This window comes from Pirellulales bacterium (assembly GCA_019694455.1).
Lineage (GTDB): Bacteria > Planctomycetota > Planctomycetia > Pirellulales > JAEUIK01 > JAIBBY01.
The window spans coordinates 1-11,811 of the sequence record JAIBBY010000083.1 but is presented as its reverse complement, the minus strand read 5'-3'; the positions used below and the strand labels follow the sequence as shown (position 1 = coordinate 11,811).

Below are 11,811 nucleotides of genomic sequence, written 5' to 3'. Positions count from 1 at the left end.
TTGGCGGCCTGGGCGGTCTTCAACTACCACTTCAACATGTTCGACCGCACGTGGTGCGGCGAAACCGTGTTTCGCCTCTGCCACGAGATGTATCTCGGCGTCAACGTGTTTTATGTGCTCAGCGGCTTTCTCATCTACTATCGCTATGCCGATGAGCTGACGCGTTTCGACCAGGGCTGGCTCGCTCAATTCGCGCGCAATCGCTTCGCGCGCATCTATCCCGTTTACTTCCTGTTGCTGACGATCACCTACCTCTGGGTCGGGTTTCCCGATGTCCGCGCGACGCTCGCCACGTTCACGCTCACGCAAGCGTACTTTCCCGATCTGCTCGACGTCGGCATCCCACAGGCCTGGACGTTAACCATTGAAGAGACCTTTTACTTCAGCGCGCCGCTGTTGTTCTGGCTAGCGCGTCGCGGAACCGTCGTCACGCCGGTGCTTTTGATGTTGGCCGTCGGGTTTGGCCTCGGCTTGGCGCCAGGCAGTCCCTATTACGGCCACTTGGGCCATGTGCTCGGCCGCACACTGTTCGGCACAATCGGTTGTTTTGGCGCCGGCATGATCCTGGCGCGGTTCATGCTTCGGCGCGGTTCACAGCCTTCGGCGGCCGGCCACAATCTTCCCTGGATCACGTATGGCGCGCTGGCCGCTTTAACCCTACTTGTCCTCTACGCCTCCCACCTTGGTCACAGCGTCGAGCCGCGACTCGAACCGGGCGTGATCGGACGCGGACGCGATCACCCTCAGGCTTGGGCGCTCTTGTTCCTGGTGTTTCCCGCGCTCGTCGCTGTTTTCTTTTACGGTCTCATCACCGAACGCAGTCTCATCAAGCGGCTGCTCGGCTCGCCCCTTTTCGTATTGCTCGGCAACAGCTCCTATTGCTTCTATCTAATTCACCTCGGGGTGATTCAAAACTTCCTGCTCGAGCGCGGCATCAACCCCGCGCTTTCCGCAGCTTGGCGCGGCGGATCCGCCGCGCTATTGATATTGTTCGTGCTGCTCAACCTGCTCTCCATCGCCATCTATCTTGGCTTCGAAAAGCCGATTGGCGCTTGGATCAAAAGCTGGGGCGACCTCGGCGCAGTCCCGCGCGATCGGCTGCACCGTGGCGCCTACGTCGCGCTGGCCACCGCCCTATTGGTGACGTTCGCCATGCCCGCTGTGCTCCGTTATGAACAGGCGCAGATCGCCGAAGCGCGTCTGCTCTCTGAGGACGGAGTTTACGAGTCGATCGAGGCGGTCCTCTGCTTCGCGGCCGCCAGCCTCTTGATCGTCGTCGCCATCCGCTCTGACTCCAACTGGCTGCGCCGCGCGTGGCTCAGTCTGGGCGCGCTGGCGCTAATCGGCATGTTCGGCGAGGAGCTAAGTTGGGGACAACGTTTGCTCAATTTATCCACGCCCGCGTGGCTCGCCGCACGCAATCATCAAGGCGAGTTAAGTCTGCATAATTTAGACCTGTTTCAACCTGCGGATGAGGGCAACCGCCTGCAAGTGCTTTGGCTCTTGGCCATGCTCGTCTATCTGGGCGCGCTGCCCCTTGCGGCGCGGGCGTCCACGACTTGGCGTGGCGCGCTCCAGCGTCTGCAACTTCCAGTCCCCAGCATGCCTCTTTGCCTGATGTTTCTCGCCGCCCTGACGCTCCACATGTTCGATCCTCGCCACAGCGAGGTGCTGGAGCTCGCGCTCGATTTCATCCTGTTTGTATTTGCGTGGGAAATCGCCGCCCCGTGGCTCCGCTCACTAGCGCCGACAGCGCGGCGCGTTTGGCTCATCGGCGTCGCGACGCCGGCGATTATTTTGGCCATTGCGCTTTGGACGCAGGCGGGCAAGGTTAAACTACCCACCATCGAGAGTTTGGAGCTCGCCGCGGCCGCTCGGGCCGACATCTCGATCGGCCAGCGCGACACGGCGCAAAACAAGTTGCGCAAGGCCTTGTCGCTGTGGCCACAAAACACGCAAGCGAACTTCGATCTGGCGCAATTGCTCTCGCAATCCGGCGACCACGCGTCAGCAGCGGAGCATCTGCGGAAGGTCGTGTCCGACGAGCCGGCCAATCTGCCCGCCCGCGTGCAACTGGCAACGCTCCTGGCGCAAATCGGCGACATGCCGGCGGCCGTCGCCGAATTGCAAATAGCCCTGTCACAAAAGCCCGAGTCCTTTGAGATCGCCACCAATCTGGCCTGGATTCTGGCGACTGCCCAAGACGACCGGGTTCGCGACGGCGCCGTGGCCGTGCAGTTGGCCGAAGAGGCGTGTCGGCGATCGAATTTTGAGCAACCACTGTCGCTCAATGCGCTGGCCGCCGCGTACGCCGAGGCTGGCCGTTTCGACGAGGCCCAAAAAACGGCCCGTCGCGCCTACGATGTCGCCATCGCCAGCAACCAAGTGGGACTGGCCACCCGAATACGCGAGCGGCAACGCCAGTACGAAAGTCGCCAGCCGTGGCGCGAAGGGGGATGATCTAGTCCAGCGGTTCAAGCGTGAAGTCGTCGACTTCCACCGACACCCCTTGTTGCAGAAACTGCACCGCCACCAAGAGCCGCGATTCCTTGCGCCGCGCCAACACCATTCCCTCCAGCCCCATCAGCGAGCCGCTTTTCACTCGCACACGCTGTCCAGCCTCGATGCGCTGCTCCAGGGTCAGCGGGGCGTTGGCTTCGATCAAACGCTGAATCTGCGCCAGATCGGTCAGCAATTGCCCCTGCTCAATGACCTCAATCACCTGTGTCACACGGTTGGTCGAGAGGCAATCAAGCCGTTGCTCTTCAGTCCCCAGCAGAAAGACATAACTGGTGAACAGCGGAATGTGCGATTCCAGCTTGCGCCCGTTCTGCACGCGCCGCTTGGGGACCAACGGCAGATAGAATGGCGTGCCCGCCTGATGCAGATAGCGAGCCAGGCACTTCTCCTGCCGCGGCTTGGTATGCAGCGCCCACCAGCGACTTCCACTTTGCGCCGGCGCCGGCCGCTGAAACAGATCAGACGGATATAGGCTCGGCTCGTGGGCCAAAATCGGCATCGCAAGTTCTCGCAGCCCGCACTAGTTATGACAGTCGCAACATGTGTGACGTTCCGGCAATCTCGTTCAAACATGGTTCAGGCTATGGCCCCTGTCAAGCAACGAGAATATCGTGGTATCGACCAACCTCCGTCGCCGCAAGGGTTTGGCGACTTCCTCGCCGCACAGCCCATCCCTTTGGATCAGTTTGTCAGTCGCAATGAGCAGTTCCACAGTCAATTCTGTTTCATCCTCCCAAACCGCCGACCAACTCGAGCAGATGATTCGCGCCCGAACGGCGAAAATCGGGATCATCGGCCTCGGCTACGTTGGTCTGCCGCTAGCGCGCATCTTTGTTGAACATGGTTTCGAGGTGCTCGGATTTGACGTCGACCAGGCCAAGGTCGATCGCCTCCGCGCCGGCGAGAGCTATATCGGCCATATCAGCGGCCAATGGATCGCCGAAAGCGTCGCCAACTCCAGCTTTCGCCCCACGGCCGACATGCGCGTGCTCGCCGAGGCCGACGCGATACTCATGTGCGTGCCGACGCCACTCAGCGAAAGTCGCGATCCCGATCTCTCGTTCGTCGAGTCGACTGCGCGGCAAATCGCCAAGACCTTGCGCCGCGGTCAACTCGTCGTACTAGAAAGCACCACCTATCCCGGCACCACGCGAGATATTGTCCTCCCAATCCTGGCCGAACGCGGACTGTGCGTCGAGGAAGACTTCTTCCTCGCCTACAGTCCAGAACGCGAAGACCCGGGCAATCCGCAATTCCAAGCCGGCAAGATACCCAAGATCGTCGGCGGCCTAGGCCCGCGCAGCACCCGTTTGGCTCACCTTCTATACAGCGGTGTCATCGTTCAGGCCCTCCCCGTCACTAGCGCGGAAGTCGCCGAGGCCTGCAAAATCCTCGAAAACACCTACCGCGCCGTCAACATCGCGCTGGTCAACGAGCTCAAGGTGCTCTTCGATCGCATGGGCATCGATGTCTGGGAAGTGATCGACGCCGCCAAGACCAAGCCGTTTGGATTCCAAGCGTTTTACCCAGGTCCTGGCCTGGGTGGCCATTGTATTCCCATCGATCCGTTCTACCTCAGTTGGCTCGCCCGCAAATATGGCCTGCCCACTCGTTTCATCGAACTCGCCGGCGAAGTCAACACGCAGATGCCAGAATACGTCGTGCAGCGACTGGTCGAAGCGCTGAACGATCAATGCAAACCGGTGCGAGACAGCAAGATTTGCATTCTCGGCGTTGCCTACAAAAAGGATGTCGACGATCCTCGCGAGAGCCCATCGTTTGTGTTGATGGAACTGCTGCGTCAGCGCGGCGCAACGCTTTCGTACAACGATCCACACGTTCCGTCGCTGCCCAAGATGCGACATCACCCGCACTTGCCCGCCATGTCCAGTTCCGAGCTGACGCCAGAATTCCTGGCGGCGCAAGACTGCGTGCTCATCGCCACCGACCATTCGCGCTATGACTACGATTTCATCGTCCAGCACTCGCGACTGGTGATCGACACCCGCAACGCCACGCGTCAAGTGACCACAGGGCGTGACAAGATCCGCAAGGCGTAAACTCGGCCTGCTCACAAAATCGCCAGAGCTACCACAAGTTACCCGTCAAACCCCTGGCAGCCCCCCATACCGCATTGCGGCCTGCCGCAACCGCCGGGCATAGGACCCTCCGAACGAATGGGCAAGCTGCCGGCCCCACGCGAATGCGCAAACGGAGCGCTCAAGCGTCGCTCCAGCTTCCGGCTGCCGCACTCGGGGCACTCGGGCCGCTCGTCACCGCGAATCAATAGCTCTACATCGCTTTGGCACTTTTCACAGGTGTACTCGTAAAGCGGCATGGCCTGGGGTTCTCTGTGGCTAGGAGAGCGATTCCGCGACGTCGCATTTTAGTTGGCGGTGTGACAATTCGCCAAGCCTACCGCCGTCAGCCCTGCCGCTCCGTCAACGAGCTATTGCTCACCCGGTCCGAACCTAGCGCCTGACCGCTGGGCAACCGTTCGACAGTCGCCACTGGCAACTCAGCGATACGCTCCTCCTTATAAAACCAGCCAAATGGCTTGTAGCTAGCTCGATACCCCGGGGGATGACTGTCGTTCACCAACCGATACAGCGTATCGTAAACCGGCAGACGCACGCGCCCCGCTTCGTCCGTCACCAGCCCGACGTATTCCAGCCGCAAGCTGGTGTCGAGCACGCTATGCTGCATGCGGTTGTTTTCCACCGTCAACAATGGAATCCGCGCGCCCACCAGCGGTTCGCCGCGGGCCGTCTCAAAGCCTTGCACCAACACAACCGGCGCCGCCAACTCCGCCTTGCGTTGCAACTCGCGGGCGGCGCCCTCCTCCCCTTGCGCCAAGTGCCACGCCGCCAACACATGCTGTGCATAAAATAAGCGCGGCCGCAGTCGCAGCATTTTTCGCAATTCGTCGCGCAAGCGCGTGTCGTCGAAGCGCGCGCCGCTCGCCAACTGCCCGCGAATCAATCGCGATAGCTCAATGGCTCGTCGCAGCGCCTGTTCCTCGCCCGCGGACAGCACCAATGGCAGACTGCGCTCGATCCCTAACTTGGTGACCCAACGCGGCGGCCCAAAGGTGATGGGGGTAACCGCCGATATCGGCTCCCGCTTGGCGCAAGTCGCGCACAGATGCGATCCAGCGCTCAGCGCCCCGGTAGCCGCCCCAATGCCCAACACCAGTGCCAGTACCACACTCCCCTTGCGACGCGCGCAACCCGATCTCATGGCGCCTCTCCCTGCGCTCGCCTAACCAGGCAATGCGCTTATAAAGAAACTTCGCTCTCGTCCGATTCATTCGGCGATTCAGCCCCGAGCGGCGCGATCTCGATCGCGCCGTTGGATATCTCCACCTTGAGTTCGCCGCCACCCGAACCCAATCGCCCACGCAAGAAATGGCGCTTGCGATCTTGGTCGGCAAGTTCGATCTTCGATCGAATTTGACCATTCATGGTGCGGCATTCGAGCTCCGTCGACACGCCATCGGCGATCTCCAATCGCACCGATCCGTTTTCCGTCTGAATCGAACCGCCGACAGACACCGCGTCGGTCAGGGCGACCGTCACCATCCCGTTACTGCTTTGAAGATGCAGTTTTGCCGCCGAGGTTCGCGCGTCGATCTGACCGTTCTGCGTCGTTAGTTCCAGCCGCGATGCCTGACACCGGGCGCGGATCTCCCCGTTTTGCGTTTCCGCCTGAATATTCGGCTCGCCGACGTTCAGAGCCCCTTCATTGTCGAGCGTGATATTCCCATTCGCCGAAGTGAGTTGCAGATCGCCGGCCACCCCTTGCACGTCGACCTCGCCATTCTCGGTTTCAATCGTCACCGACAGACTCGCCGGTACCGTGACCTCAAACGACACCTCGGCCGCCCAATCTCTCGGGCGATCCTCCGGCCAGTACCAACGCAACACCTGCACCCCTTTGTCTTCGACAGCCGTCACGATTTCCACCGCGTCGAGCGCCGCCTGCGCATCCTCGTCGCTCGCCCCGCCAGCTCGAACGTGCGAGGTCACCTCGATGGCGTTCGACGTCGCACTCGCCCCACGCACGCGAACTCGCCCGTTGTCGGTAATCGCCCGCAGCGCCGAGATATCGACGGCCGAGAGCTCAATCAATTGCGATTCTTCCACCCACGCCTTCGGCCGGGCATGATCGCACCCGGCGCCGGTCGCAGTGACGCCGACCGCCAAAACAAACGCAATACTCACGAGCCGTCTGTTGCGAATCGCGAACATGGCTATGGCTCCCTCACCAAATCGAAGCGGCGATAACACAAGATTCGTCGCCGATGGGTAATTCTTGAAACCGTCGCGATCGTGGGCAAAAACAGCTAGCTACATGATTCCGCTGTATCCCCTGCCCCGTACGGTCTTAAGCGAATCTTCAAAAATTGGTTGACAGCACCACCAAAGCTAGTAAGATCAGCCAACGCAAAAGCCCTTGATCTTGTATTCGCCAATCGGCGACATACTATATATAGTGGCCAGCGACTCAAAACACGATTTTCCGCGGTGGATCTTGTCCCCTGGGGCCCAAGCGGGCCAAGACGGCCCGGCCTGCGGCCGATAGTATGAGTTATATGTACTGATGTACATATATCCGCCGCCCATCTTATAACAAGGAGGTTCTCATGGCAGAGATCGAACTCGCCTCTAGCGCCGGCGCTTCAACCCTGGACCGCGCCACCATGAACCAGCCCACGACTCCGGCCGCCAAAAAGGGCATCGCCATCCGTCAGTCGTTCTGCCCCGACGGAGTCGACGATCCGTTTACCACAGTCGAATGGGATTTGCGCACCGCCGCTATCAAGGGCGAGTCGGGCGAGGTGCTCTTTGAGCAGCACAACTGTGAGGTGCCGGCCTACTGGAGCCAACTGGCCACCAACGTCGTCGTCAGCAAATACTTCTACGGAGAGATCAACTCCCCCGAGCGCGAAAGCAGCGTTCGCCAACTGATCCATCGCGTCACTCGCACCATTGCCGATTGGGGCATTCGCGATGGCTACTTCGCCAGCGCCGCCGACGGCGAGCGCTTCTATCGCGACCTGACCTGGCTCTGCCTGCACCAGCACGGCGCCTTCAACTCGCCGGTCTGGTTCAATGTCGGTCTCTATCACCAATACGGCGTTCGTGGCTCACAGTGCAATTGGCACTACGACATGGCGCGCGGCCAATCGGCGCAGCCCGAGAACCCCTACGAATACCCGCAAGGCTCCGCCTGCTTTATCCAAAGCGTCAAGGACAACATGGAAGACATCATGGAACTCGCCCGCAGCGAGGCCATGCTGTTCAAGTTCGGCTCCGGCACCGGCAGCGACCTGTCGACCATTCGCTCGCAGCGCGAAAAGCTCTCCGGCGGCGGCAAGCCATCTGGGCCCATCTCGTTCATGCGGGTCTACGATCAGATCGCGGCGGTGGTGAAAAGCGGCGGCAAGACGCGCCGCGCGGCCAAGATGCAATCGCTCAAGGTCAATCATCCCGACATCCTTGAGTTCATCGAGTGCAAGGCCAAGGAAGAGCGCAAAGCCCGCGTGCTCATCGAAAAAGGCGGCTACGACTCCAACTTCAACGGCGAGGCCTACAGCTCCATTCTCTTCCAAAACGCCAACCTCTCGGTGCGCGTCAGCGACGAGTTCATGCAGGCCGTCGTCGAAGATCGCGATTGGACCACGCACTGGATCACCGATCACGCCAAGGCCGGTCCGTCGTATCCTGCCCGCGACATGATGGGCAAAATGGCCGAATGCGCCTGGCAATGCGGCGACCCCGGCGTGCAGTACGACAGCACGATCAATCGCTGGCACACTTGCCCCAACTCGGGCCGGATCAACGCCTCCAATCCGTGCTCAGAATACATGTTTCTCGACGATACGGCCTGCAATCTGGCCAGCGTCAACCTGATGAAGTTCCGCCGCGAAGATGGCTGGTTCGATCACGAGCGCTTCCGCGCCGCGTGCCGCACCTACTTTATCGCTCAAGAGATCCTGGTCGACCACGCCAGTTATCCCACTGCGCGGATCGCCAAGAACAGCCATCTGTTCCGGCCCCTTGGCCTGGGATATTCCAATCTCGGCAGCCTGCTCATGGCGGCCGGCCTTCCCTACGATTCCAACGCCGCGCGCGGCTGGTGCGGCGCCCTCACCGCACTGCTGCACGGCGCCGCCAATCACACCAGCGCCGAACTGGCGCACGCGGTTGGCCCCTTTGACGGCTATGCCGAGAATCGCGACCCGATGCTCGGCGTCATGCAAATGCACCGCGACGCGGTCGACGCCATCGACCCCGCCTGTCCCGAATATCTCCGCAAGGCGGCCGCCCGTGTCTGGGACGATGTGCTGGAGAGCGGTCGCCGCCATGGCTATCGCAATGCCCAGGCCACCGTGCTCGCCCCCACTGGCACCATCAGCTTCTTGATGGACTGCGACACCACGGGCATCGAGCCCGATATCGCGCTCGTCAAGTACAAGCAATTGGCCGGTGGCGGCATGCTCAAGATCATCAACAACACCGTGCCGCTGGCGCTCGAAAACCTGGGCTACAGCGACGACGAAAAGACCGCCATCCTCGAATTCATTGAAAAGAACGACACCATCGAAGGCGCTCCCGGCCTCAAGCCAGAGCACCTCGACGTGTTCGACTGCGCCTTCGCTCCGCGCGGCGGCACGCGGTCCATCGCCTGGCAAGCGCACATCGGCATGATGGCCGCGGCGCAGCCGTTCCTGTCGGGCGCCATTTCCAAGACGGTCAACATGCCGCGCGAAACCACGCCGGCGGACATTGCCAGCGCCTACGTCGAAGGCTGGAAGCTCGGCCTCAAGGCCCTGGCCGTCTATCGCGATGGCTCCAAAGAGAGCCAGCCGCTGTCGACCAGCACCGAGACCGACAAAGCGGCGCAAAAGACCGTCGCCGCGCCGCGCCGCGAGCGGTTGCCAGACACTCGCCGCTCGCTCACCCACAAGTTCAATGTGGCCGGGCACGAAGGCTACATCACGGTCGGCCTCTACGACGACGGTCGCCCCGGCGAACTGTTCATCACCATGGCCAAGGAGGGGAGCACCATCGGCGGGCTCATGGATTGCTTTGGCACCGCCGTCTCAATGAGCCTGCAATACGGCGTGCCGCTCGAAGTGTACATCGGCAAGTTCTCGCACACCCGGTTCGAGCCGATGGGGCACACCCGCAACCCCGAGATTCGCATCGCCAAGAGCATTGTCGATTACATCTTCCGCTGGTTGGGCATGGAGTTCATCCCCGGCTATCGCGAGGCCAACAGCAATCTGGTGCAGGAGGCGACCGCCTCCGAGGGCAAGGAGGACTCTGAGACAGAGCGCATGCCCGCCGCCAAGATGGCTGGCGGGCCGGCTCCTTCGGCAGGATCGCCCCGCGCCAATAGCGCCGCTGAAACCAAAAACGGCGCCGCCAAGTCGAATGGCGCAACCAATGGCCATACCAACGGGCATGGCCCCAGTGTCCAGCTTAGCAAGGAGGCGCAAGCCGCCCTCTTGGCCCGCGCCGGCGTGGCCCCCAAGCTCGGCACGCAAGAGCTCAAAAAGAGCGTCACGGTGCGCAGCGAGCAGTTCGCCACCTTCCAGCTAGACGCCCCCACCTGCGACAATTGCGGCGCCATCACGGTCCGCAACGGCAACTGCTACCTCTGTCACAACTGTGGAAACAGCATGGGTTGCTCGTAACGGACTATCGGGGAAAGGATCCCCCGCGAGCAACCTATGACCAAACCAGGGCGTTCTCGCCAAGCCGACGGTGAGAACGCCCTTTTTGTTGGCGATGCCGCATCAGCGTCGCCCGTCATTGATCAAATCTCGTATCTTTCGTCCGCCAAGACTCACTCCTTTACTGAGCGCTTTCATGCGCTCGATCGCCGCGCGGCGATCCACAGCCGTGTGAGCTTTTTTGATCGGCGCTAAAATCGCGACGGGCATGTCATGCCGGGTAATCGTGATTTCCTCACCCGACTCGACCCGAGCCAATAACTCGGCGAAGCGAGCTTTGGCTTTATCGGCATCTACATGGAGCATGGGCACTGCCTGGGTATCGACCATACGACCAATTCAGTCACTTGAGTTGGCGATCGAAGCGGCAACTCGCTCTACTAGAATTCATGCCTATTGATGCTGGCAAGTCAGATTCAAACGGCGCCCCCGACCGCCTCACCATGCTCCGCCTCTTGGCGATGGTCACCGGCGTGGCCGTCGGCATCTTCCTTTTCTATCCCAGGCCAGAATCCACCGCCCAAGCGCAACCGCTCGACTGGTTCTCGTTCTGTTTCGCCACGCTGGCCGGCGCTACCCTGGTCGAAAGCCTGTTTGTCGCTCGGCGGCTGTACGCGCGTCATCGGCTCGGCGTCGGCGGCTATATTACGCTTGCGCTCGGCATCGGCATCTGGCTGTTGCTACCGGTGGCGGTAGTGGAGCGGCTCACCACGGGAGAACAAGCGGTCAGTTGCCTGGTTTATGTCTTGCCGCTCGGCGCGCTGTGGATGTTTGTCGCCGCGTTGATCACTGCCGGTCTGAATCCACGCCGACTTCTAGCCCATTCCCCTGCCTGGACCGATCGCTGCGGTATCCTGCTCGCAATGTTATGGTCTCCATTAGGCGCGTGGTTTCTCTTTTGGCTGTATCAAGACTTCCTATAAACCGTGAAATGCTGACGCAATGTCCAGTCCCGGCCACAAGTTCTCCGCTTTGTTGAGTCTGCACGCCAGCCACAGCGCCACCACCGAAGCCGATCGATTCGCCTTCCTCAAAGTGCTGCTCATCATTGCCGGCATGGCGATTGGGATTGCAATCTTCGATCCTCAAGTCGTTGAGTTCGACCCCAGCCAGCTTGACCATTGGCAGATGCTGCACGCGGCGGTTCTGGCGGGAGTCGGCATCACGTATTTCCCGCTGATCGCGCGGCGCGCATTTCGCGGACACCCCATCGAGTTGGGCGGCTTCTTTCTGCTGACTCTCGGCGTTTGCGCCTGGTCGCTGCTGTTGCCCGCACTCGCCGATCGGAACCAGCCCAACGGCATTCGCGTGACCCCGACCGCTTGGATCGTTTGGATTTGGTCCCTGCTCGCGCTTTCGATGCTATTGGCGGCGCTGGCGATAGTTCGCGGCGATGTTCGACGACTCTTTCACTCACCAAGCTGGAGCGACCGCCTCGGCATCATCCTCGCGCTGGCCTGGGCCCCGCAAGGCGCTTGGGTCGTATGGGCCGTCTATCATGATGGGCCGCTATTACGCGGCTGAGGCGCTCACCGCGCCACCCATTC

The 11,811-nt window shown here is 61.1% G+C and carries 10 protein-coding genes; 5 read left to right on the top strand and 5 right to left on the bottom strand.

Going from position 1 to position 11,811, the window contains the following annotated elements; translation table 11 throughout:
- Nucleotides 1–2,460, top strand: a 2,460-nt coding sequence (locus tag K1X71_20005; GenBank protein ID MBX7075434.1) for an acyltransferase family protein, incomplete at its 5' end; no start/stop codon positions are given.
- A 1-nt stretch (nt 2,461) separates the two neighbouring features.
- Here the strand turns inward: K1X71_20005 and K1X71_20000 are convergent.
- Nucleotides 2,462–3,019 (bottom strand): antitermination protein NusG, encoded by a 558-nt coding sequence (locus K1X71_20000; protein ID MBX7075433.1) that lies wholly within the window; start codon nt 3,017–3,019, stop codon nt 2,462–2,464.
- Between the two features lie 259 nt (nt 3,020–3,278).
- Between K1X71_20000 and K1X71_19995 the strand changes: the two genes are divergently transcribed.
- On the top strand, nt 3,279–4,580 hold the full coding sequence (locus K1X71_19995) for a nucleotide sugar dehydrogenase (GenBank protein ID MBX7075432.1): 1,302 nt from the start codon (nt 3,279–3,281) through the stop codon (nt 4,578–4,580).
- Between the two features lie 38 nt (nt 4,581–4,618).
- Here K1X71_19995 and K1X71_19990 read toward each other — a convergent pair whose 3' ends face one another.
- The 3 genes from K1X71_19990 to K1X71_19980 form a co-directional block, all read right to left on the bottom strand.
- Nucleotides 4,619–4,858, bottom strand: a complete 240-nt coding sequence (locus tag K1X71_19990; GenBank protein ID MBX7075431.1) for a zinc ribbon domain-containing protein — start codon at nt 4,856–4,858, stop codon at nt 4,619–4,621.
- An 86-nt stretch (nt 4,859–4,944) separates the two neighbouring features.
- Entirely contained in the window at nt 4,945–5,760 is an 816-nt protein-coding gene (locus K1X71_19985) for a hypothetical protein (GenBank protein ID MBX7075430.1), read from the bottom strand.
- A gap of 38 nt (nt 5,761–5,798) precedes the next feature.
- Nucleotides 5,799–6,743: a DUF4097 domain-containing protein gene (locus tag K1X71_19980; GenBank protein MBX7075429.1), complete on the bottom strand. Its 945-nt coding sequence runs from the start codon at nt 6,741–6,743 to the stop codon at nt 5,799–5,801.
- A gap of 422 nt (nt 6,744–7,165) precedes the next feature.
- Here K1X71_19980 and K1X71_19975 point away from each other — a divergent pair, with 422 nt between their 5' ends.
- Nucleotides 7,166–10,225 (top strand): vitamin B12-dependent ribonucleotide reductase, encoded by a 3,060-nt coding sequence (locus K1X71_19975; GenBank protein ID MBX7075428.1) that lies wholly within the window; start codon nt 7,166–7,168, stop codon nt 10,223–10,225.
- 102 nt (nt 10,226–10,327) lie between these two features.
- On the opposite strand, the gene K1X71_19970 is transcribed toward K1X71_19975, so the two are convergent.
- Complete coding sequence (locus tag K1X71_19970; GenBank protein ID MBX7075427.1) at nt 10,328–10,594, bottom strand: type II toxin-antitoxin system prevent-host-death family antitoxin; 267 nt, start codon at nt 10,592–10,594, stop codon at nt 10,328–10,330.
- 59 nt (nt 10,595–10,653) lie between these two features.
- On the opposite strand from K1X71_19970, the gene K1X71_19965 reads away from it, so the two are divergent.
- Both K1X71_19965 and K1X71_19960 read left to right on the top strand, forming a co-directional pair.
- The gene (locus tag K1X71_19965; GenBank protein MBX7075426.1) at nt 10,654–11,187 is read left to right on the top strand and encodes a hypothetical protein; all 534 of its coding nucleotides are present in this window, start codon (nt 10,654–10,656) and stop codon (nt 11,185–11,187) included.
- 19 nt (nt 11,188–11,206) lie between these two features.
- Nucleotides 11,207–11,788, top strand: a complete 582-nt coding sequence (locus K1X71_19960; GenBank protein ID MBX7075425.1) for a hypothetical protein — start codon at nt 11,207–11,209, stop codon at nt 11,786–11,788.
- Nucleotides 11,789–11,811 lie beyond the last annotated feature (23 nt).

Bases quoted from the DNA above. Each gene is read 5' to 3' on its own strand.
- K1X71_19965 (MBX7075426.1), top strand. From the start codon at position 10,654: ATGCCTATTGATGCTGGCAAGTCAGATTCAAACGGCGCCCCCGACCGC.
- K1X71_19985 (MBX7075430.1), bottom strand. From the start codon at position 5,760: ATGAGATCGGGTTGCGCGCGTCGCAAGGGGAGTGTGGTACTGGCACTG.
- K1X71_19995 (MBX7075432.1), top strand. From the start codon at position 3,279: ATGATTCGCGCCCGAACGGCGAAAATCGGGATCATCGGCCTCGGCTAC.
- K1X71_19960 (MBX7075425.1), top strand. From the start codon at position 11,207: ATGTCCAGTCCCGGCCACAAGTTCTCCGCTTTGTTGAGTCTGCACGCC.
- K1X71_19975 (MBX7075428.1), top strand. From the start codon at position 7,166: ATGGCAGAGATCGAACTCGCCTCTAGCGCCGGCGCTTCAACCCTGGAC.
- K1X71_19970 (MBX7075427.1), bottom strand. From the start codon at position 10,594: ATGGTCGATACCCAGGCAGTGCCCATGCTCCATGTAGATGCCGATAAA.
- K1X71_20000 (MBX7075433.1), bottom strand. From the start codon at position 3,019: ATGCCGATTTTGGCCCACGAGCCGAGCCTATATCCGTCTGATCTGTTT.
- K1X71_19990 (MBX7075431.1), bottom strand. From the start codon at position 4,858: ATGCCGCTTTACGAGTACACCTGTGAAAAGTGCCAAAGCGATGTAGAG.